Origin of the sequence: Aeromicrobium sp. JJY06, assembly GCF_044069275.1 — a bacterium.
In the GTDB taxonomy this organism is placed as follows: Bacteria; Actinomycetota; Actinomycetes; order Propionibacteriales; family Nocardioidaceae; genus Aeromicrobium; species Aeromicrobium tamlense.
In genome coordinates, this window is sequence record NZ_JBIMRD010000002.1 from 414,938 (window position 1) to 436,141 (window position 21,204).

Sequence of the window (21,204 nt, forward strand, 5' to 3'; positions counted from 1 at the left end):
CCTCCCTCCCCTGCGCAGTGTGTTCGTGGCAGGCGGTGGGGCCCGGCCGATCGACCGGGCCCCACCGGCTCCTTCAGTGTCGAGGCGTCACTTGTTGAGCTCGGCCTCGAGCTTGGCGTCCGTGGCCTTCGCGACGGTGGCGACGTCCTCGCCGCTCGCGATGGCCCCGAAGAACTCCTCCATCACGCTCGACGTCTCGACCGCGGCCCAGTTGGGCGAGGTCGGCGTGAGCTTGGAGTTGCTGGCCGCCTCGACGGCCGCGGTGGCGAACTCGTCGTCGCCCATGAGGGACGTGAACTCGTCGTTCGCCGGGCCGAGGCCGTTCTTGGCGAGCAGCTGCTGGTAGTCGTCGCTGTAGATCAGCTTGAGCACGTCGAAGGCCAGGTCCTGGTTCTTCGACTTGGCCGACACGGCGATGTTCGAGCCGCCGGCGAAGACCGGGGCCGCGTCGCCGTCGACGCCCGGCAGCGCGAACGCGCCGAGGTCCTCGGCCTTGTCCTCGGCCACCGACCAGCGGGCCCAGCTGGGCGCCATGAACATCGCGGCCTCGCCGTTGTTGAACGGGGTCCAGGCCTCCTCGTCCTTGCCGTCCTTCGGCGCCGTCGTGGCGTCCTGGGCCAGCTGCTGCCACTGCTCGAGTCCCTTCACCGACTCGGCAGAGGACAGCTTGCCGACCCACTGGTCGCCCTCCTGGACGGCGATGTCGCCGCCGTGCGCGAAGACCCAGCTGATGCCGTTGCGCCAGTCCTGGCCGGGCAGCCAGAAGCCGCTGTACTTGTCGCCGCCCTCGGTCTTCAGCTTCGCGGCGGCGGTGCTGAAGTCGGCGAGCGTCTTCGGCGGCTCCAGTCCGGCGTCCTTGAGGGCCTTCTTGCTGTAGAAGACGTAGCGCGAGCCCCAGTAGTACGGCACGGCGTAGAGCTTGTCGTCCCACGTGCCGGCCTCGACGAACGACTCCGGACCCATCGAGCCGAGCTCGTCGGCCTTGTCGGTGAGGTCGGTGAACGCGCCGATGCTGGTGAACGAGGCGGCCTGGGTGTTGCCGATCTCCACGACGTCGGGCGACTTGTCGCTCGGCAGCGCGGTGTTGAGGCGGGTCAGCAGCTCGCCCCAGTCGATGCGCTCGATCTTGAGGGTCTTGCCGTCGTGCTCGGCGGCGAACTCCTTCTCGAGCCAGTCGGACGCCTCCTTCGGGGTGTCCTCCTTGCCGGCGAGCCAGAGCGTGATGGTGTCGGACCCGGAGTCGGACGACCCCTCGTCGTCGCCGCTCCCGCACGCGGCGAGCGCGCTGAGGGCGAGTCCGGCCACGGCCGCGCTTGCCGCGAACTTGCGGAGCTTCATGATGTGCCTCCCATGAATGGTGGTGGTGGAGTGTTCGGCGCGGCGCACCTCACACGACTCCCAGCTCGCGATGGCGCACCAGCGCCGCCGCCCCGGTCAGGACGAGCTCGTCGTGGGCGACCAGGCGGATCCTGATGCGCTGGGCGACGAAGGGGAGACTCTGGCGCGCGACGGCCGCGCGTGCTGCCTCCAGCACGGGTCCGTCGAGCAGATCGGTCGGTCCGTGCAGGACGACGTCGGCGATGCCGAGGGTCGTCACGATCGGCGTCAGGACCGAGCCGAGGAGGTCGCCGACGTGGCTGCGGGCGGCGTCTGAGCCGGCGGCGCGCAGCGCGGGCGCGCTGAGCAGCGTCTCGAGGCAGCCGCGGTTGCCGCAGGCGCAGGCGGCGCCGTCGGGATCGACGACGATGTGGCCGATCTCGCCGGCCGAGCGCAGCGGACCGGCCACCGGGTGGCCGTCGACGAGGATCCCGCCGCCCACGCCCTGGCCGATCGTGACCATCAGCAGGCCGGCGTCGTCGCCGTCGCCGAAGGCGCCCTCGGCGACCGCGGCGATGTTGGCGTCGTTGCCGACACACACGGGCAGTCCGTGGCGCTCGGCCAGCGTGGCGGCGAGGGGGACGTCGTCCCAGGCCAGGTTCGGGGCCTGCAGCACGACGCCGGCCTCGTCGTCGATGATGCCCGGGGTGCCGACGCCGATGCCGAGCACGCGACGTGGAGCGCGCTCGACGAGGCGGGCGACGAGTCGGGAGACGTCGTCGACGGCGTCGGCACCGCGGGAGAAGGGGGCCTGCTCGCGCAGGAGGACCCGGCCGTGGAGGTCGACGACGGCGCCGTCGAAGCCGGAGTCGTCGGAGAGGTCGACGGCCACGATGACGGGCGCGCTCTCCGAGATCGCCACGAGGGTGGCGGGCTTGCCCAGGTGCGTGCCGGGGCGGGCGCCGATGTCGTCGACGAGCGACTCGGCGAGCATCTCGGCGACGAGGTCGGAGACGGTCACGCGGGTGAGACCGGTCTCGCGCGCCAGGTCGGCCCGGGTGGTGGGGCCCTGGTCCACGAGGTGCTGCAGCAGCAGGGTGCGGTGGTGCCGGCGGGTGTCGGCCGGACGCACCTTGCCCACGGCTCGGCGGTTCACTGTGGTCGTCGTCACGCAGTTAGTGCACCAAACTAACTAAGTCTCGTCAAGGGGTTCGAGCAGACTCGTTCGCGGTCGGGGGTATCGTGGATCGCTGACCTCGGGCGCGCGTTGTCACGACGACGCGCAGTGGCCCGCCGACATCCAGCCGGACAGGATTTCCTTCCCATGGCATCAGTCATCGACACCGTCATCAGCCTGTGCAAGCGCCGCGGCTTCGTCTACCAGTGCGGCGAGATCTACGGCGGCACCCGCTCCGCGTGGGACTACGGGCCCCTGGGCGTCGAGCTCAAGGAGAACGTGAAGCGCCAGTGGTGGCGCTCCATGGTGCAGAGCCGCGACGACGTCGTCGGCCTCGACTCCTCGGTGATCCTGCCGACCCCCGTCTGGGAGGCCTCCGGCCACCTCGCCGCCTTCGTCGACCCGCTGGTCGAGTGCCTGCAGTGCCACAAGCGCTACCGCCAGGACCACCTCCAGGAGGCGTACGCCGAGAAGCACGGCCTCGACGATCCCGACGCGGTCGAGATGTCCACCCTCGTGTGCGCGAACTGCGGCACCCGCGGCGAGTGGACCGAGCCGCGCATGTTCAACGGCCTCCTCAAGACGTTCCTCGGCCCGGTGGAGTCCGAGGAGGGCCTGCACTACCTGCGCCCCGAGACCGCGCAGGGCATCTTCGTGAACTTCTCGCAGGTCATGACCTCCTCGCGCAAGAAGCCGCCGTTCGGCATCGGCCAGATCGGCAAGAGCTTCCGCAACGAGATCACGCCGGGCAACTTCATCTTCCGCACGCGCGAGTTCGAGCAGATGGAGATGGAGTTCTTCGTCAAGCCCGGCGAGGACGAGGAGTGGCACCAGTACTGGATCGACACGCGCCTGAAGTGGTACACCGACCTCGGCGTGAACCCCGACAACCTGCGCCTCTACGAGCACCCGGCCGAGAAGCTCTCGCACTACTCCAAGCGCACGGTCGACATCGAGTACCGCTTCGGCTTCGCCGGCTCGGAGTTCGGTGAGCTCGAGGGCGTCGCGAACCGCACCGACTTCGACCTGTCGACCCACGCCCAGCACTCGGGCCAGGACCTGTCGTACTTCGACCAGGCCAACAACGAGCGCTGGACGCCCTACGTCATCGAGCCCGCGGCCGGCGTCAACCGCTCGCTGATGGCGTTCCTCGTCGACGCGTACACCGAGGACGAGGCCCCGAACGCCAAGGGCGGCGTCGACAAGCGCACCGTGCTGCGCCTCGACCCGCGCCTGTCGCCGGTCAAGGCCGCGGTGCTGCCGCTGTCGCGCAACGAGGCCCTGTCGCCGAAGGCGCGCGACCTCGCGGCCGAGCTGCGCCAGAACTGGAACGTCGACTTCGACGACGCGCAGGCCATCGGCAAGCGCTACCGCCGCCAGGACGAGATCGGCACGCCGTACTGCATCACGGTCGACTTCGACACGCTCGAGGACGACGCCGTGACGATCCGCGAGCGCGACTCCATGTCGCAGGAGCGCATCGGCCTGGACCAGGTCAGCGGGTACCTCGCGTCGCGCCTCGTCGGTTGCTGAGCATGCGGGCGCTCGCCGCCGCGGCCCTGCTGTTCGCGCTCTCAGCCTGCTCGGGCGGTGAGGAGCCGGCGCCGCAGGAGGCCCCGGCCCCCACCGAGACGGCTCTGGGGAAGTCGCTCGCGGTCGACTACCCGCCGGACGGCGCCGAGGACGCCACCGCGCTCACCCTCGGCGTCGCCGGCGTGACCAAGGCGCCCGCCCGCGACCTCGCCCTGTTCGCCGTGCCCGACGGCATGCAGGCGTACTACGTTCGAGTCGTGATGGGCAATCGCGGCCCCGCCGACGCGGCGTTCCCCGAGGGCGCGCCGTGGTGGGTGCGCGCCGCGGGCGACGTGCTCGTCCCGGCCACGCCCGCCCCGTCCGGCCTCTCCACGTGCAAGGCGCCGAGACTGGGCGCCACGCTGGCCGCCGGCCGGACGGTGCGCGGCTGCCTGCTGTACTTCGTGCCCGAGGGCACGGCGGTGGAGTCGGTCGACTTCCAGCCCGGCGACGTGACGACGGCGGTGCGATGGCTGTCCTGACGCGGGGCCTCGACCTCGGGCGCGTCCACGTCGACGTGCCGGTCGTGCTCGCGCCCATGGCCGGCGTCACCAACGTCGCCTTCCGACGTCTGTGCGCCGAGCAGGGCGCCGGTCTGTACGTGTGCGAGATGATCACCAGTCGCGGGCTCGTCGAGGGCGACCGGGTCAGCCTGTCGATGCTGACGTTCGCCGAGGGCGAGCAGGTGCGGTCGGTGCAGCTCTACGGCATCGATCCCGACACCGTCGGCCGCGCCGTGGAGATCCTGTGCGCCGACCACGGCGTCGACCACGTCGACCTCAACTTCGGCTGCCCCGTGCCCAAGGTGACCCGCAAGGGCGGCGGATCCGCGCTGCCGTGGAAGGCCACGCTGCTCGGCCAGATCCTGACGAAGGCCGTGAAGGCGGCGGAGCCCTACGGCGTGCCCGTCACGATGAAGACCCGCAAGGGCATCGACGACGACCACCTGACGTACCTCGACGCCGGCCGCATCGCGCAGGACACCGGCGCCGCCGCGATCGCGCTGCATGGCCGCACCGCCGCCCAGCACTACAGCGGCCGCGCCGACTGGAGCGCGATCGGCGAGCTCAAGGCCGCCGTCGACATCCCGGTGCTGGGCAACGGCGACATCTGGGAGGCCTCCGACGCCCTCGCGATGGTCGAGCAGACCGGCTGCGACGGCGTCGTCGTCGGCCGCGGCTGCCTCGGTCGTCCGTGGCTCTTCCGCGACTTGGCAGCGGCGTTCGACGGCCGCACCGTCGCGACGCTGCCGAACCTCGGCGAGGTCATGGACGTCATGCGACGCCACGCCCAGCTGCTGGGGGAGTGGCTCGGCGAGGAGCGCGGCAGCATCGAGTTCCGCAAGCACGTCGCGTGGTACCTCAAGGGCTTCCCGGCGGGCTCCAGCGTGCGCGACCGTCTCGGCCACGTGAGCTCCTACCGCGCCCTCGACGAGCTGCTGTCCGAGCTCGACCCGACGGTGCCGTTCCCCGTCGCCGAGCTCGGCGTGCCGCGCGGCCGTCAGGGCTCGCCGCGCAAGGTCGTGCTGCCCGAGGGCTGGCTGGACTCGCGCGAGATGTCCGGCGCCATGGACGCCGGCGCCGAGAGCGACATCAGCGGCGGCTGAGCCTCCGCGCCGCTCGCGCGCGCTCGACCTCGTCGAACGTGATGGCGCGGGCGACGTCCTCGTCGAGGTGGTGTGCCTGGGCCGAGACGGGCCCGTCGGGCGTGTGCACCTTGACGGTCGCCACCTTGAAGCGCCGCTGGACCGGGCCCTGGGAGAACTCCACGGACTGGACCTTGTGGTGCGGGACCACCGAGCGGTGTCGCGTGATCCACCCGGTGGCGGTCGTGACGGTGTGGTCGGTGGCGGCCAGCCAGCGGTAGCGCCAGCCGATCGGCGCGAAGATCCGCGAGCGACTGGTCGGCCGGACCCGGGGCCCGGTGCCGCGGTCGGGATCGGGCACGAGCTCGTCGACGATCCGGCGGGCGAGGTCGCGGTCGGCGATCGGCAGCAGGGTCGTCGAGGAGACACCGCCGCTCTCGTCGCTGGCCGCGCCGTAGCCCGCCACGTCCACGTCGAGGCGGCACCACGTGTACCGGCGCCACACGATCGGCTCGACCACGCCGATGCCCTGCACGCGGTCGAACGGGATGGTCTGCGAGCTGCGGCTGAGCAGGCCGCGCTCGATCCGCAGACCGCGCGGATGGCGCGAGAGCGTGAAGTCCCACTGGGCGATGATCCGATTCGTGATCATCTGCCCGATGCCCCACAGCGTGGGGACGAGGATGGCCAGCAGCGCCCACCCCGTCTCGGTGAAGACCGCGAAGACGATCGAGGCGATCGCCGCGAGGACCGTGCCGACGAAGTCCAGCGACAGCAGGGTGCCGAGGATGATCCGGTCCGGGGGCACGACGTGCAGCACCTGGCGGTGCTCCTGGGGCACGGGCTCACCGTCCTCCGCGTGCTCCTCGGGGGCGCCGTGGGCGCGCTCGAGCAGGAGCCGGCGCAGCCGGCGCGACTCGGCGAGCGTCAGGAAGCGCAGTCGCGTGCGCGAGTCCGAGCCGCCGGCCATCTCGATCGTCAGCTCCGACAGTCCCACGAGGCGCGCCACGAGCGGCTCGTTGATGTCGACGGACTGGAGTCGCTCGAACGGGATGCGGCGCGACGACTTGAACAGGACGCCGCGCTCGACGCGGATCTCCTCGTCGTCGATGACGTAGCGGGTGAACAGCCAGCTGACCCAGCCGGCCGCAGCCCCCAGCAGGAATCCCGCGGGCAGGCTCGCGAGCGCCCACCAGTTCGGGTCCTGGAAGTCGAAGGCCTGCCACGACAGCGCCACCGCGACGCCCGCGCCCCAGATGAGCCCTTGGAGCAGGGCGGTCAGGGGGTGGGTGCGGTGCGCCTCAGACGCCGGCGCCATGGCCCTCACCGAGGTCGGTCAGCCGGTCGCGCAGGCGCTTGGCCTCGTCGAGCGGGACGCCGGGGATCTCCGCGGCGGTGGAGGTCGAGGCGGTGTGCAGCGTGACGGTGCCGAAGCCGAACGTGCGGGCCACCGGACCGGACTGCACGTCGACGAACTGCATGCGGCCGTAGGGCACGACGACGAGACGCCGGAACATGATGCCGCCGCGGACCACGAAGTCGTCCTCGGCCTCGGCGTAGCCCCAGCTGCGGCGGTTCCGCGGCGCCCACCACCAGATCCAGGCGATCAGGCCGAGCCCGAGTGCGGCGGGCAGCCACAGGACGGGGGCCCAGCCGCCCATCGAGTCGCGGAGCGGGAGCCACGCGCCCACCGAGACGAGCACGAGCACGAGACCGCAGGCCGTGCCGATGAGTCCGCGCGCCGTGGCGAGCTGGGGCGAGACCGGGGTCCACTGGCCCTCGGGACTGGTGAACAGGTCCTGACGCATGCGCTCCACCCTAGGGTGGGCCGTCCGAGCGTGTACGGTCCCGTCTCGTGGGACACCTCATCAGCGCCGCGGCGGTCGTCGACGTCGACGTGGACCTCGAGCCCGGCTGGGTCGAGGTCGAGGACGGCCTGATCACGGCGTCCGGCACGGGCGCCCCGCCGCGTGACCCCGACGAGCACCACGATGGCATCCTGGCCCCGGGCCTGATCGACGCGCAGATCAATGGCGCCTACGGGGCGGACTTCGCGGTCGCCACCGATGAGGAGTGGGAGCGAATCGTCGACGAGCTCGCGGCCACGGGCGTCACGGCGATCGCCCCGACGTTCATCACGGCCCCGGTCGAGGACCTCGCGGAGCAGCTGCGCGGGTATCGCCGCCAGCGCGCACGCCTGGCCGGCCGTCCCGGTGCGACCCGGCTGCTCGGCGCCCACGTCGAGGGGCCGTTCATCGCCGCCGCGTGCAAGGGAGCGCACGACGAGTCCTTCCTCGTCGATCCCACCGCCGAGCGCATCGACGCGCTGCTGGCGGCCGGGGGAGCGGACCTCGGCTACGTCACCCTCGCGCCGGAGCGTGTGGGAGCGATCGAGGCGATCCAGCGGCTCGTCGCGGCGGGAGTCCGCGTCAGCATCGGGCACAGCGACGCCGACGACGTCACCGCCACCCGCGCGGTCGACGCCGGCGCCACCCTCGTGACCCACCTCTACAACGCCCAGCGTGGCCTGCGGCACCGCGACGGTGGGGTCGTCGGCGTGGCGCTGACCGACCCACGACTGACGCCCGGACTGATCGCCGACCTGCACCACGTCGACCCGATCGCCCTGCAGGTCGCGTTCGCCAGCTCGGGCGACCGGGTCATGCTCGTCACGGACGACCTCTCCACCTTCGGCATGCCACCCGGCCGGTACGAGCTCGGCGGCGCTCCCGTCGTGATCGCCGAGGGGCAGCCCGCGCGTCGCGACGACGGCACGATCGCCGGGGCCGCCGTGCGCCTGGACACCTGCATCGCGAACGTCGTCCGGCACGCCGGGGTCGACGTCGCCACGGCGATCCGCGCCGCCAGCACGGTGCCCGCCCATGCCCTCGGAGCGCCCGAGCTGGGCACCCTCGCGCCCGGGACGCCCGCCGACCTCGTGGTCCTGGACCCCCTCGAGCTCCGGGTCACCGCCGCGTGGGTGGACGGACGACGGTCCGGTTGACCGAAGGGCCGCTCCGGTGGGACACTGGTAGACGCGCAGCGCCCGCGCTGCCCGTCGAATCCCACCTCTCCTGAACAAGGATGAACATGGCCAAAGCGCTGTACGGCTACGTCGGTGGCCCGTCCCCTGAGCACGCTCACGAGGTCGCGGTCCTGCGCCGCCGGATCAGCGACCTCGAGAACGAGGTGCTGCGGATGAAGGCCGAGAACGACGGCCTCCTCGCCCGGCTCGCCGAGACCGTCCACGACGGTGACCTCGCCGAGCTGCTCGAGTCCGCTGCTCGCTGACCCCCAGCGGCGTTTCCCCTGCGGTGGCCGCCATCGCAGGCACTAGGCTGGCCGCGTGTATCTGAAGACCCTCACGCTGCGGGGATTCAAGTCCTTCGCCTCGTCGACGACGCTGGCGCTCGAGCCGGGCATCACCGCAGTGGTCGGCCCCAACGGCTCCGGCAAGTCCAATGTCGTCGACGCCCTCTCGTGGGTCATGGGCGAGCAGGGCGCCAAGACGCTGCGTGGCGGCAAGATGGAGGACGTCATCTTCGCCGGCACCGCCGGCCGCGCGCCCCTGGGCCGCGCCGAGGTCGTCCTCACGATCGACAACTCCGACGGCGCGCTGCCGATCGAGTACGCCGAGGTCACGATCAGCCGCACGATGTTCCGCAGCGGCGGGTCCGAGTACGCGATCAACGGCAACACGTGCCGCCTGCTCGACGTCCAGGAGCTGCTGAGCGATTCCGGCATCGGCCGCGAGATGCACGTGATCGTCGGTCAGGGCCAGCTCGACTCGGTGCTGCGGGCCACGCCCGAAGAGCGCCGCGGCTTCGTCGAGGAGGCCGCGGGCGTCCTCAAGCACCGCAAGCGCAAGGAGAAGGCGCTCCGCAAGCTCGACGCCACGCAGGACAACCTCACGCGCCTCAACGACGTGCTCACCGAGCTGCGCCGCCAGCTCAAGCCACTCGGCCGCCAGGCCGAGGTCGCGCGTCGCGCCGCCGGCATCCAGGCCACCGTGCGCGACGCCCGGGCCCGCCTGCTGGCCGACGACATCGTCGCGGCGCGCACCACGATCGAGACCGAGCTCGCCGACGAGAACGCGCTGCGCGCCCGTCGCGAGGAGGTCGAGAAAGCGCTCGCCGACGCCCGCACCGTCGAGGCCGAGCTCGAGCAGGCGCTCGCCGCCGACGCCCCGCTGCTCACCCGTGCACAGGAGACCGTCTACGCCCTCGGCAGCCTGCGTGAGCGGTTCCACGGCACCGCGAACGTCGCCCGCGACCGCATCCGCCTGGCTGCCGACGACTCCTCGGACCGGGTCGACGGCCGCGATCCCGAGGAGCTCGAGGCCGACGCCCGTCGCGCCCAGGAGCGGCTCGTCGAGCTGGAGGCCGACGTCGCCACGTCCGCCGAGGCGCTGCGGGCCACGATCGCCGGTCGCGGCGAGGCCGAGGAGGCGTACTCCACCGAGGAGCGCCGCATCGCCGGCCTGCTGCGCGCCGCCGCCGACCGTCGCGAGGGCCTCGCCCGGCTGCACGGCCAGGTCAACGGGCTCAAGAGCCGTGCCGCTGCCGCCGACGAGGAGATCGGGCGCCTCACCGCCGCCCAGGCCGAGGCCCGCCAGCGCGCCGACGAGTCGCAGCGCGAGTTCAGCGCCCTCGAGAGCACGATCGCCGGGCTGAGCGCCGGCGAGTCCGGGCTCGACGAGGAGCTCGAGGCCGCCGAGGAGACGCTGTCGGTGGCCGAGGCCGCCGTCGCCGAGCTCACCACGAAGCGCGACGAGCTCGAGCGCCGCGTGGCCACCGCCACGGCGCGCAAGGAGGCCCTCGAGCTGGGCCTCAACCGCAAGGACGGCTCGGGCGCCCTGCTGGCCGCGTCCGACCGCCTCAACGGCCTGCTGGGCTCCGTCGCGGCGCTCATCACGGTGCGCGGCGGTCACGAGGCCGCCGTCGGCGCCGCCCTCGGCTCGGCCTCCGAGGCCGTCGCCGTCGACCGGGTCGACTCCGCGATCGACGCCCTGCACCTGCTGCGTGAGGAGGACCTCGGCCGTGCCGGCCTGCTGCTGGGCTCGGGCGACGTCTCCACCGACGACTGGCCCGCGCTGCCCGACGGCGCGGTCTACGCCGAGTCGCTCGTCGAGGCGCCGGCCGAGCTGCGCGGCTCGCTGCGCCGGCTGCTGCACAAGGTCGCGGTCGTCGACGGCCTCGCCGCCGCGAAGCAGCTCGTCGCCTCACTGCCCGACGTCACTGCCGTCACCGCCGACGGCGACCGCGTCGGCGCCCACTTCGCCGAGGGCGGGTCCAGCTCGGCGCCCAGCCTGATCGAGGTCACCGCCGCGATCGACGAGGCCACCGAGACGATCGAGCGCACCGGTCGCGAGCTGGAGACCCTGCGCTTCGAGTCCGAGAAGGCCAAGACCGCGGCGGAGGCCGCGCAGGACCGGGTGGACGCCGCGCTGGCGCGCCTGCACGAGTCCGACGCCTCGATGTCCGCCGTCGCCGAGAAGCTGGCCCAGCTGGGCACCACCAGCCGGTCGGCCGCCGCCGAGGCCGAGCGCCTCCAGGCCTCGATCGTGGCCGCCGAGGAGGCCCGCGACCGCGACGTCGCCGGCCTCTCCGAGCTCGAGGAGCGACTGACCGCGGCCGAGGAGGCCCCGGACGTCGAGCCCGACACCACCGAGATGGAGCGCCTCGCCGAGGCCGCCTCGGGCGCCCGCCGCGCCGAGACCGACGCGCGCCTGGCGCTGCGCACCGCCGAGGAGCGCGCGAAGGCGCTGGGTGCCCAGGTCCAGTCCCTGCTCGAGGCCGCCGAGGCCGAGCGCGAGGCCCGCGAGCGCGCCCGACTGCGCGCCGAGCGTCGCCGCCGCGAGGCCGAGACCGCCACGGCGGTGCTGCGTGCCGCCGAGACCACGCTGCAGCGCCTCGAGGAGTCGTACGCCGAGGCCACGCGCACCCGCGTCGAGATCGAGCACTCCCGCGCCGACCGCGACCAGCGCCTCAAGGAGGCCCGCTCCACGGTCCGCGGACTGTCGTCCGACCTCGAGGGCCTCACCGACTCCGTGCACAAGGACGAGATGGCGCGCGCCCAGCTGCGACTGCGCCTCGAGAGCCTGCAGGAGCGTGCGCTCGAGGAGCTCGGCATCGAGCCCGACACCCTGGTCGCCGAGTACGGCCCCGACCAGATGGTGCTGCCGATCGGCGTCGAGGGACAGGCCGACGAGTCCGGCCAGATCGAGCCCATCCCGTTCGACCGCGCCGAGCAGTCCAAGCGCCTCAAGACCGCCGAGCGCGAGCTCGCGATGCTGGGCAAGGTGAACCCGCTGGCGCTGGAGGAGTTCTCCGCGCTGGAGGAGCGCCACCAGTTCCTCTCCGAGCAGCTCGACGACCTGAGGAAGACACGCGAGGACCTGCTCGAGATCGTCCAGGAGGTCGACGCGAAGGTCGAGCAGGTGTTCACCGAGGCCTGGACCGACGTCGAGCGCGAGTTCAACGACGTGTTCTCGCGGCTGTTCCCCGGCGGCGAGGGGCGCCTCGTGCTCACCGACCCGTCCGACATGCTCTCCACCGGCATCGACGTGGAAGCGCGCCCACCCGGCAAGAAGGTCAAGCGACTGTCGCTGCTGTCGGGCGGCGAGCGCTCGCTCGTGGCCGTCGCGTTCCTGGTGTCGCTGTTCAAGGCCCGGCCCAGCCCGTTCTACATCCTCGACGAGGTCGAGGCCGCGCTCGACGACACCAACCTCGGGCGCCTGCTCGAGATCTACGAGGAGCTGCGCGCCAACTCGCAGCTCATCGTCATCACCCACCAGAAGCGCACGATGGAGGTCTGCGACGCCCTCTACGGCGTCACGATGCGCGGCGACGGCGTCTCGGCCGTCATCAGCCAGCGCCTGCGCGAGGAGGAGTCCGCATGAGCCGCCCCGGCACCTACACGATCACCACGCGGTGGGAGGACGAGGACGTCTACGGCCACGTCAACAACGTGAAGTACTACTCGTACTTCGACACCGCCGTGAACGGCTACCTCATCCGCGAGACCGGGGTCGACATCCGGCGGCTGCCGGCGTACGGGATCGTCGCGGAGACCTCGTGCCAGTTCAAGCGCGAGCTGCGATTCCCGCTCGACGTCGAGGCGCGTCTGGCGGTGACGAGGCTGGGCACCTCGAGCGTCGTCTACGAGATCGGCCTGTACCAGGGCGAGGACCCCGAGCCCGCCGCGATCGGCCGCTTCGTGCACGTCTACGTGACGGGGGAGGACCGCACGGTCACCCCGGTGCCCGACGAGATCCGGACGGTGCTCGAGCCGCTTGTGACAACTGTCACAAGCGCTGTCTGAACCGCGATCCCTGACCCTCTGGGCTCCTAGCATCACGGGCAGGCAGGTCACAACGGAGTGACCTGACGTCGGAAGGACCCGTGTGGACACAGCACTCGACCTCGCCCGGTGGCAGTTCGGCATCACGACCGTCTACCACTTCCTGTTCGTCCCGATGACGATCAGCCTGGCGTTCCTCGTGGCGATCATGCAGACCGTGTGGTGGCGGACCGGGAACGAGCAGTGGCTCCGGCTGACCCGCCTGTTCGGCAAGCTCTTCCTCATCAACTTCGCGATGGGGATCGTCACCGGCATCGTGCAGGAGTTCCAGTTCGGCATGAACTGGAGCAGCTACAGCCGCTTCGTCGGCGACATCTTCGGCGCCCCACTGGCCATCGAGGGTCTGCTCGCGTTCTTCCTCGAGTCGACGTTCCTGGGCCTGTGGATCTTCGGCTGGGACCGGCTCAAGCCCGGCCTGCACCTCATGACGATCTGGATCGCCGCGATCGGGACGGCGCTCTCGGCCTACTTCATCCTGGCCGCGAACTCGTTCATGCAGAACCCGGTCGGCTACACGATGAACGCCGAGCGCGGACGGGCCGAGCTGACCGACTTCATGGCGGTGCTGACGAACAAGGTCGCGCTGATCACCGTGCCGCACACCCTGTTCGCCGCGTTCATGGTCGGCGGCGGCTTCGTGGCGGCCGTGGCGATGTGGCACCTGATCCGCCGGCCCGAGCGTGACGCCGATGCCTTCCGCGGCGCCGCGCGACTCGGCGCCATCACGCTGCTGATCGCCGGCATCGGGGTCGTCATCACGGGCGACATCCAGGGCAAGGTCATGACCGAGGTCCAGCCGATGAAGATGGCCGCCGCCGAGGCGCTCTACGAGGACGCCGACGAGTGCGCGCCGTTCTCGGTCTTCACGATCGGCACCCTCGACGGCTCGAAGCCGCTGTGGAGCCTCGAGGTGCCGTGCCTGCTGTCCCAGCTGGCCACCGGCAGCTTCGACGGCGAGGTGCGCGGCATCAACTCGCTCAACGCCGAGTACGCCGAGACCTACGCCGACTCCGGCCTCACCGACTTCTCGCCGAACATCCCGGTCACGTACTGGAGCTTCCGCCTCATGATGGGCCTGGGCTTCGCCGCGATGGCCGCGAGCGCCTGGATCCTGTGGACCCTGCGCAAGGGCCGGCTGCCCCGGCAGGGTGCCCGCTCCACCCGCTGGCTGCTGGCGACCGCGATCGTGCTGCCCCTGCTGCCGCTGTTCGCCAACTCGTTCGGCTGGATCTTCACCGAGATGGGCCGCCAGCCCTGGGTCGTGTTCGGCCTGATGCCCACCGAGGCCGGCGTCTCGCCGTCGGTGTCCGCCGCGCAGGTCTGGACCTCGATGATCGGCTTCACGCTGCTGTACGGCGCACTGGCCGTGGTGGAGGTCAAGCTGCTGCTGCGCTACATCGGCAAGGGCCTGCCCGACGCGAACCCGCCCCGGCACGACGACGACTCCGACCGCCCGCTGGCGTTCGCGTACTGAGGAGACCCGCCATGGAACTCACCACCGTCTGGTTCATCCTGATCGCCTTCCTGTTCGTCGGGTACTTCGTCCTGGAGGGCTTCGACTTCGGGGTCGGCATGCTCGTCGGCCTGCTGGCCAAGGACGAGAAGGAGCGCCGCGTCCTCGTCAACACGATCGGTCCCGTGTGGGACGGCAACGAGGTGTGGCTCATCGTCGGCGGCGGCGCGCTGTTCGCCGCCTTCCCCGAGTGGTACGCCACGCTGTTCAGCGGGTTCTACCTGCCGCTGTTCCTCATCCTCGTGGCGCTGATCATCCGCGGGGTCGCGTTCGAGTACCGCGGGCTGCGCGAGCACCAGGCCTGGCGCGACCGCTGGGACTGGGCGATCATCGTCGGCTCGTTCCTCCCCGCGCTGCTGTGGGGCGTGGCGTTCGCCAACATCGCCCGCGGCGTGCCGCTGAACGAGTCGCACGAGTACGTGGGCGGCTTCTTCAACCTGCTGAACCCGTACGCGCTGCTCGGCGGGGTCATGACCACCGCGGTCTTCCTGACGCACGGCGCGATCTTCGTGGCGCTCAAGACCGTCGGCGACATCCGGGTGCGGGCCCACGCGTTCGCCCAGCGGGTCGGCGTCGTCGCCGCGCTCCTCGCCGTGGCCTTCATCGGCTGGACGGCCGCGCGCGACGGCGACCCGGCCGTCTGGATCATCGGCGCGGTCGCCGCGGTGGCGTTCCTCGGGGCGCTGGCCGCGAGCCACGCCGAGCGGGACGGCTGGGCCTTCGTCGGCACGGCCGTCGCGATCGCGGGCGTCGTCATCATGCTGTTCGTCTCGCTGTTCCCCGACGTCATGCCGTCGACGCTCGACCCGGCGTTCAGCCTCACCACCGAGAACGCGTCGTCGACGCCGTACACCCTGAAGATCATGACGTGGGTCGCGGTGGCGTTCACGCCCATCGTGCTGATCTACCAGTCGTGGTCGTACTGGGTGTTCCGCAAGCGCATCGGCGTGCAGCACATCCCGGCGTGAGACCTCTCGACCCCCGGCTGGTCCGCCGCTCGGCCACCGTCCGCACCCACCTGGTGTGGTCGGTGGCCCTGGGCGCGCTCACCGCCGTGCTCATCATCGGCGTCTCGTGGTGCATCGCCGAGGTCGTGTCCCGTCGCTTCGACGGTCGTGAGGTGCTGCTGCTCCCGCTCGTCATCGCGGCGGCGTTCGGCCTGCGGGCCGCGATCGCGTGGGCCCACGGCGTCGTGAGCGAGCGCGCCGCGATCCGCGTGAAGGCCGAGCTCCGGTCCGAGGTCGTCGACGACCTGCTGGACCCCCGCCGCGTCGGAGCGCGACCCGAGAGCGGTCGCCTCGTCGCGCTGCTGGGCCCCGGCATGGACGCCTTCGACGGCTACGTCGGGAGGTTCCTGCCCCAGCTCGCGCTCGCGGTCATCGTGCCCACCGCGGTCGTCGCGGTCATCGCCTGGACCGACCTGCTCTCGGCGGTCATCATCGTCGTCACGCTGCCGCTGATCGGCGTGTTCATGTGGCTCGTCGGCGTGCTGACCCGCGACCGCGTGGAGCGTCGCTGGGCCGCGATGGAGCGGCTGGCCCGGCACTTCACCGACGTGCTCGACGGGCTCGTCGTGCTGAAGGTCTTCGGCCGCCGCCAGGAGCGCGGCCTCCGCGAGGTCGGCGACCGACACCGCCTCGAGACGATGCGCGCGCTGCGTCTCGCGTTCCTCTCGTCCCTGGTGCTCGAGCTCATCGCGACGATCTCGGTGGCGCTCGTGGCCGTGAGCGTGGGCCTGAGGGTCGTCGAGGGACACCTCGAGCTGCGCGCCGCGATGTTCGTGCTCCTGTTGGCCCCCGAGGCGTACCTGCCGGTCCGGCGCGTGGGAACGATGTTCCACGACAGCACCGAGGGCGCGACCGCCACGGCCGAGCTGCTCGACCTGCTCGACCACGAGCGGCACGAGGGCACGCTGGCGCCGCCCGCCGGTCCCGCGCCCATCGCCGTCCGCGCCGCGCGGCTGACCCACCCCGGGCGCACGGCCACGTCGCTCGCGGTGGACGACCTGACGGTCGAGCCGGGGGAGTTCCTCGCGGTGGTCGGACGCTCCGGCGGCGGCAAGTCCACGCTGCTGGACGTGCTGCTCGGGTTCGAGCGGCTCGACGCCGGCGAGGTGTCGGTCGGGGGCACCCCGCTCGCCGACCTCGACGTCACCGCGTGGCGCGAGTCGGTCGCGTGGGTGCCGCAGACGCCGCACCTCGTCGCCGGGACGCTCGCCGACAACGTCGCGCTGGGCCAGCCCGGCGCCTCCCGTGAGGAGATCGCGTCGGCCGCGCTGGACGCCGGACTCGACCTCGGTCTCGACCGCGTCGTCCGCGAGGGCACGACCGACCTGTCGGCGGGGGAGCGGCGCCGGGTCGCGGTGGCTCGCGCCCTGCTGCGGGCGCGGCGGTCCGGTGCCTGGCTGGTCCTGCTCGACGAGCCCACGGCCGGCCTCGACGCCCGGCACGAGGCCACCGTCCTGGCGGCGCTGCGCGACTCGGGGGCCACCGTCATCGTGGTGACCCACCGACCCGAGACCGTGGCGGCGGCCGACCGGGTCGTGGAGGTGGCCGCATGAGCCGCACGTACTCGCGTCGCACGCGCCTGGGCTTCGGCCTCGCCACTGGCGTGGCCGCGCAGCTGACCGCCGTGGGCCTGCTGCTCGCCTCGGCGTGGCTCATCGTCCGCGCCGCCGAGCAGCCTCCCGTGCTCTACCTCATGGTCGCGATCGTGTCGGTGCGCTTCTTCGGCATCTCGCGCTCGGTGCTGCGCTACGTCGAGCGCCTCGCCACGCACGACGTCGCGCTCGCCGACGCGGTGGAGCAGCGGGTGGCGACCTACACCGATCTCGACCGCGTCGCTCCCGCCGGACTCGGCGACCTGCGTCGAGGCGACCTCGTCAGCCGCGTCGTCGCCGATGTCGCCCGGCTCCAGGACCGGCTGCTGCGACTGCGGATCCCGTGGTGGGTCGGTCTGGCCGCCACGGCGGTCGTCGTCGGGGTCGTGGCGGCCATCGACCTGAGGTCCGGACTCGTGATCGCCGTCGGCGTCGCGGTCTGCGCGCTGGCCCTGCGACGAGCCGTCGCGCTGGTCGGGGCGTCACGCAGTGGCCGCTCCGAGGCCCAAGGCCGCCTGTCGGCCGAGGTCGCCGCCTCTGCGGTCGCGGCCCGGGAGCTCGTCGCCTTCGGCGCAGCGGACCGGGCTCGTGAGACCGCAGCGTCCGCGACGCGCGACGCGCAGTCGGCCCAATCCGGCGGAGCGAGCGTCGCCGGCCTGGGCTCGGCGGTCGTGCTCGCCGTCGCCGGCCTCACCGTCGCCGTCCTGGCGGCGTGGTCGGGCGGGGTCGATCCCGTGCTGGTGGGCGTCGTCCTGCTGGCGCCGATCGCGCTGATCGAGCCCTGGGACGGCTGGTCCGAGGCCGAGCGGCTGCGTCCCGAGGTCACCGCGGCCGCGGCCCGGCTCGCCGCGCTCGGCGACCTCCCGCAGCCCGTGACGGACCCGGGCTCGCCGCGAACGCTCCCGACGTCGTCCGTGCTGGTGGTCGACGAGGTCACGGTGGGCTGGGACGGACCGGTGACCCGGCCCGTCTCGTTCAAGGTCGACGAGGGCGGCACGATCGCGGTCACCGGACCGAGCGGCGTCGGCAAGTCCACGCTCGCCTACGCCTTGCTGCGGCTGCTGCCCACCTGGCACGGCGCCATCACGCTGGGCGGGGTCGGCACGAGCGAGCTCACGGCGGCCGACGTGCGCTCGCGCATCGGCTACCTCGGGCAGGACGACGCCGTGTTCGACACGTCGATCCGCGAGAACCTGCGGATCGCCGACCCGGACGCGGACGACCAGCGCCTGCGCGCCGCGCTCGACGCCGCCGGGCTGCTGACGGCGGTCGACGCGATGCCCCAGGGCCTCGACACGCCGGTGGGTGAGCACGGCGGCCGGCTCTCGGGGGGCGAGCGCCAGCGCCTGTGCCTCGCGCGCCTGCTGCTGGCCGACCACCGGGTGCTGGTGCTCGACGAGCCCACCGAGCACCTCGACGCGCCCACCGCCGCGGCGCTCATGGACGACGTCCTGGCCCTCGCGGGTCCCGGGGGACGCAGCCTCGTGGTGATCTCGCACAGCCCGGCCGTGCTGGCCCGGTTCGACGACGTCGTCCGCTTGTCTAGGGTGGACCCGTGACCACCACGACCCTTGTCGTCCTGATCGCCGTCGCCGTCGTCGTCCTCGGTGGCGGCCTGGCGTACCTCATCGCGAACCAGCGCCGGGAGCTCCCGCCGCCGGACGTGATGGACGAGCTGACCGAGCGCGAGATCGAGCACCCCGAGCTGCGCGAGGTCGACCTCGACGAGGTCGAGGAGCTCGAGGCCGGCGTCCTCGAGGAGGAGCCGCCGGCTCCCACGATCGAGCGTCCCGAGGCGCCGCGCGGGCGTCTGTCGCGGCTGCGCTCGCGCCTCTCGCGCTCGCAGTCGAGCCTGGGCCGCGGCCTGCTGTCCCTGCTGGGCGGCGGCGACCTCACCGAGGACCAGTGGGAGGAGATCGAGGACACCCTGCTGGCGGCCGACGTCGGCGTGGGTCCCACCACCGAGCTGGTCACGAACCTGCGTGCCCGCCTGGCCGCCGAGGGCGTCAAGGACCCCGAGCGCGCCAAGCAGGTGCTCCGCGAGGAGCTGCTCGGCCTCGTCGGGCCCTCGCTCGACCGCACGCTGCGCAGCACGGGTGACGACGGCGTGCCCGGCGTCGTGCTCGTCGTGGGCGTCAACGGCACCGGCAAGACCACCACGGTCGGCCGCCTCGCCCGCGTGCTCGTCGCCGAGGACCGCACCGTCCTGCTCGGCGCCGCCGACACGTTCCGCGCCGCCGCCGCCGACCAGCTCGAGACGTGGGGCGCCCGCGTGGGCGTGCCGATCGTCCGTGGTGACGAGGGCGCCGATCCCGCCAGCGTGGGCTTCGAGGCGGTGAAGGAGGGCATCACGACCGGGGCGGACGTGGTCCTCGTCGACACCGCCGGCCGCCTGCACACCAAGTCCGGCCTCATGGACGAGCTCGGCAAGGTCAAGCGCGTCGTGGAGAAGCAGGCCCCCGTCACCGAGGTGCTGCTCGTCATCGATGCCACCACCGGCCAGAACGGCCTCACGCAGGCTCGCGTCTTCGGCGAGGTCGTCGACGTCACCGGCATCGTCCTGACGAAGCTCGACGGCACCGCGAAGGGCGGCATCGTCATCGCCGTGCAGCGCGAGCTCGGCGTGCCCGTGAAGTTCGTCGGCCTCGGCGAGGGTCCCGACGACCTCGCGCCGTTCGAGCCGGCGGACTTCGTCGACGCGCTCCTCGACTGAGGTCCGCACGCCGCGAAACCTGCGCGTAACACGACGCGGGATGTCGAAACGAAGATGACATGTCGCGGGAGGCTCCGCGAAACCGTCGACGGCCACAGTGAGGGCCATGGATGGTTACTACGCCTGGATGCTCATGGCCACGGCCATGGTGCTCTTCATGACCGTGCCCGCGCTCGCCCTGTTCTACGGCGGCATGACCCGAGCCCGCTCGGTCCTCAACATGATGATGATGTCCTACGCGGCCGCGGCCGTCGTGGGACTCGTCTACGTCCTGTGGGGCTGGTCGATGTCCTTCGGCTCGAAGAGCGTGGGCGGCTTCTTCGCCAGCCCCTTCGAGCTGTTCGGCCTCGACGGCGTCGCCTGGGACGGATACATCGCCGTCGCGTTCCAGATGACCTTCGCGATCATCACCGCGGCGCTCATCTCCGGCGCGATCGCCGACCGCGTGAAGTTCTCGGCCTGGCTGGTCTTCCTGCCGCTGTGGGTGACGTTCTCGTACTTCCCGATCGCCCACATGGTGTGGGGCGGCGGCTTCATCCACGAGCACTTCCCGGCGCAGGACTACGCCGGCGGAACGGTCGTGCACATCAACGCGGGCATCGCGGGCGGCATCCTCGCGCTGATCATCGGCAAGCGGATCGGCTGGCCGCGTGAGCAGATGCGCCCGCACAACCTGCCCCTCACGATGATGGGCGCGGCGCTGCTCTGGTTCGGCTGGTACGGCTTCAACGTCGGCTCGATCGTCTTCACCGAGGGCGACGGCGGCGCCAAGGACACGGCGCAGTTCATGTCCGAGACGGGCGTGACCTTCATGAACACCACCGTCGCCACGATGGCCGCGATCCTGGCCTGGCTCGCGGTGGAGCGTCTGCTGCACGGCAAGGCCACCTCGCTCGGCGCGGCCTCGGGCATCGTCGCCGGCCTCGTCGCGATCACGCCGGCCGCCGGCGCGGTCAGCATCGTCGGTGCCATCGCCATCGGCGCGATCTCCGGTGCCCTGTGTGCCTGGGCGGTGGGCCTGAAGTTCCGCTGGGGCCTCGACGACTCGCTCGACGTGGTCGGCGTCCACCTCGTCGGCGGTCTCGTGGGCACGCTGCTGATCGGCCTGCTCAGCACCTCCGACGCCCCGGGCGGCATCGACGGCCTCCTCTACGGCGGCGGGCTCGGCTCGCTGGTCGACCAGACCATGGCCGTCGTGATCGCCGTCGTGTGGACCACGGTCTTCACCACGCTCATCGCGCTGGCCATCAAGCACACGATCGGGTGGCGTGTGGACGACGAGGACGAGGCCACGACCGGCATCGACTTCGCCGAGCACGGAGAGTCCGCCTACGACATCGCCGGGTCCACCGGATCCAGCTTCTGA

17 protein-coding genes are annotated in these 21,204 nt (G+C 72.0%); 13 read left to right on the top strand and 4 right to left on the bottom strand.

What is annotated here, in order from left to right:
• Positions 1–87 precede the first annotated feature (87 nt).
• Together ACGWYL_RS13500 and ACGWYL_RS13505 are read right to left on the bottom strand one after the other, a co-directional pair.
• Positions 88–1,338: an extracellular solute-binding protein gene (locus ACGWYL_RS13500; protein WP_179424454.1), complete on the bottom strand. Its 1,251-nt coding sequence runs from the start codon at positions 1,336–1,338 to the stop codon at positions 88–90.
• Positions 1,339–1,387: 49 nt separating this feature from the next.
• Complete coding sequence (locus tag ACGWYL_RS13505; RefSeq protein ID WP_269306928.1) at positions 1,388–2,488, bottom strand: ROK family protein; 1,101 nt, start codon at positions 2,486–2,488, stop codon at positions 1,388–1,390.
• A 153-nt stretch (positions 2,489–2,641) separates the two neighbouring features.
• On the opposite strand from ACGWYL_RS13505, the gene ACGWYL_RS13510 reads away from it, so the two are divergent.
• From ACGWYL_RS13510 to dusB, 3 genes are read left to right on the top strand one after another with little or no spacing between them, the layout of a single operon-like run.
• On the top strand, positions 2,642–4,027 hold the full coding sequence (locus ACGWYL_RS13510) for a glycine--tRNA ligase (RefSeq protein WP_269306930.1): 1,386 nt from the start codon (positions 2,642–2,644) through the stop codon (positions 4,025–4,027).
• A gap of 2 nt (positions 4,028–4,029) precedes the next feature.
• Positions 4,030–4,548, top strand: coding sequence for a hypothetical protein (locus ACGWYL_RS13515; RefSeq protein ID WP_395487441.1), 519 nt, complete (start codon positions 4,030–4,032; stop codon positions 4,546–4,548).
• The gene (gene dusB, locus ACGWYL_RS13520; protein WP_269306934.1) at positions 4,536–5,672 is read left to right on the top strand and encodes a tRNA dihydrouridine synthase DusB; all 1,137 of its coding nucleotides are present in this window, start codon (positions 4,536–4,538) and stop codon (positions 5,670–5,672) included. Before ACGWYL_RS13515 ends, dusB begins: the two co-directional genes overlap by 13 nt.
• Here the strand turns inward: dusB and ACGWYL_RS13525 are convergent.
• On the bottom strand, positions 5,659–6,969 hold the full coding sequence (locus ACGWYL_RS13525; RefSeq protein WP_269306936.1) for a PH domain-containing protein: 1,311 nt from the start codon (positions 6,967–6,969) through the stop codon (positions 5,659–5,661). The genes dusB and ACGWYL_RS13525 overlap by 14 nt on opposite strands.
• Positions 6,953–7,459, bottom strand: a complete 507-nt coding sequence (locus ACGWYL_RS13530) for a PH domain-containing protein (protein WP_395487442.1) — start codon at positions 7,457–7,459, stop codon at positions 6,953–6,955. Before ACGWYL_RS13530 ends, ACGWYL_RS13525 begins: the two co-directional genes overlap by 17 nt.
• Positions 7,460–7,506: 47 nt before the next feature.
• Here ACGWYL_RS13530 and nagA point away from each other — a divergent pair, with 47 nt between their 5' ends.
• From nagA to ACGWYL_RS13580, 10 genes are all read left to right on the top strand, one after another.
• Entirely contained in the window at positions 7,507–8,655 is a 1,149-nt protein-coding gene (gene nagA, locus ACGWYL_RS13535) for an N-acetylglucosamine-6-phosphate deacetylase (protein WP_395487443.1), read from the top strand.
• Positions 8,656–8,741: 86 nt separating this feature from the next.
• A complete protein-coding gene (locus ACGWYL_RS13540) occupies positions 8,742–8,942 on the top strand; it encodes a hypothetical protein (RefSeq protein ID WP_179424446.1) in 201 nt (66 codons plus the stop codon).
• 55 nt (positions 8,943–8,997) lie between these two features.
• Entirely contained in the window at positions 8,998–12,552 is a 3,555-nt protein-coding gene (smc, locus tag ACGWYL_RS13545; RefSeq protein ID WP_395487444.1) for a chromosome segregation protein SMC, read from the top strand.
• Complete coding sequence (locus ACGWYL_RS13550) at positions 12,549–12,974, top strand: thioesterase family protein (protein WP_179424444.1); 426 nt, start codon at positions 12,549–12,551, stop codon at positions 12,972–12,974. The genes smc and ACGWYL_RS13550 overlap by 4 nt, the downstream gene beginning before the upstream one ends.
• Positions 12,975–13,056: 82 nt before the next feature.
• On the top strand, positions 13,057–14,487 hold the full coding sequence (locus tag ACGWYL_RS13555; protein ID WP_179424443.1) for a cytochrome ubiquinol oxidase subunit I: 1,431 nt from the start codon (positions 13,057–13,059) through the stop codon (positions 14,485–14,487).
• 11 nt (positions 14,488–14,498) lie between these two features.
• The gene (gene cydB / locus ACGWYL_RS13560; RefSeq protein ID WP_179424442.1) at positions 14,499–15,494 is read left to right on the top strand and encodes a cytochrome d ubiquinol oxidase subunit II; all 996 of its coding nucleotides are present in this window, start codon (positions 14,499–14,501) and stop codon (positions 15,492–15,494) included.
• The gene (gene cydD / locus ACGWYL_RS13565; RefSeq protein WP_395487445.1) at positions 15,491–17,086 is read left to right on the top strand and encodes a thiol reductant ABC exporter subunit CydD; all 1,596 of its coding nucleotides are present in this window, start codon (positions 15,491–15,493) and stop codon (positions 17,084–17,086) included. Before cydB ends, cydD begins: the two co-directional genes overlap by 4 nt.
• Entirely contained in the window at positions 17,083–18,684 is a 1,602-nt protein-coding gene (cydC, locus tag ACGWYL_RS13570) for a thiol reductant ABC exporter subunit CydC (RefSeq protein ID WP_395487446.1), read from the top strand. The genes cydD and cydC overlap by 4 nt, the downstream gene beginning before the upstream one ends.
• Entirely contained in the window at positions 18,681–19,838 is a 1,158-nt protein-coding gene (gene ftsY, locus ACGWYL_RS13575) for a signal recognition particle-docking protein FtsY (RefSeq protein WP_179424439.1), read from the top strand. Before cydC ends, ftsY begins: the two co-directional genes overlap by 4 nt.
• A gap of 106 nt (positions 19,839–19,944) precedes the next feature.
• The gene (locus ACGWYL_RS13580; protein WP_179424438.1) at positions 19,945–21,204 is read left to right on the top strand and encodes an ammonium transporter; all 1,260 of its coding nucleotides are present in this window, start codon (positions 19,945–19,947) and stop codon (positions 21,202–21,204) included.

Excerpts from the sequence above, each read along its gene's own strand:
- ACGWYL_RS13530 (WP_395487442.1), bottom strand. The coding sequence starts at position 7,459 with ATGCGTCAGGACCTGTTCACCAGTCCCGAGGGCCAGTGGACCCCGGTC.
- ACGWYL_RS13500 (WP_179424454.1), bottom strand. The coding sequence starts at position 1,338 with ATGAAGCTCCGCAAGTTCGCGGCAAGCGCGGCCGTGGCCGGACTCGCC.
- dusB (WP_269306934.1), top strand. The coding sequence starts at position 4,536 with ATGGCTGTCCTGACGCGGGGCCTCGACCTCGGGCGCGTCCACGTCGAC.
- ACGWYL_RS13580 (WP_179424438.1), top strand. The coding sequence starts at position 19,945 with ATGGATGGTTACTACGCCTGGATGCTCATGGCCACGGCCATGGTGCTC.
- cydC (WP_395487446.1), top strand. The coding sequence starts at position 17,083 with ATGAGCCGCACGTACTCGCGTCGCACGCGCCTGGGCTTCGGCCTCGCC.
- ACGWYL_RS13510 (WP_269306930.1), top strand. The coding sequence starts at position 2,642 with ATGGCATCAGTCATCGACACCGTCATCAGCCTGTGCAAGCGCCGCGGC.
- ACGWYL_RS13525 (WP_269306936.1), bottom strand. The coding sequence starts at position 6,969 with ATGGCGCCGGCGTCTGAGGCGCACCGCACCCACCCCCTGACCGCCCTG.
- ACGWYL_RS13540 (WP_179424446.1), top strand. The coding sequence starts at position 8,742 with ATGGCCAAAGCGCTGTACGGCTACGTCGGTGGCCCGTCCCCTGAGCAC.
- ACGWYL_RS13550 (WP_179424444.1), top strand. The coding sequence starts at position 12,549 with ATGAGCCGCCCCGGCACCTACACGATCACCACGCGGTGGGAGGACGAG.
- ACGWYL_RS13515 (WP_395487441.1), top strand. The coding sequence starts at position 4,030 with ATGCGGGCGCTCGCCGCCGCGGCCCTGCTGTTCGCGCTCTCAGCCTGC.
- cydB (WP_179424442.1), top strand. The coding sequence starts at position 14,499 with ATGGAACTCACCACCGTCTGGTTCATCCTGATCGCCTTCCTGTTCGTC.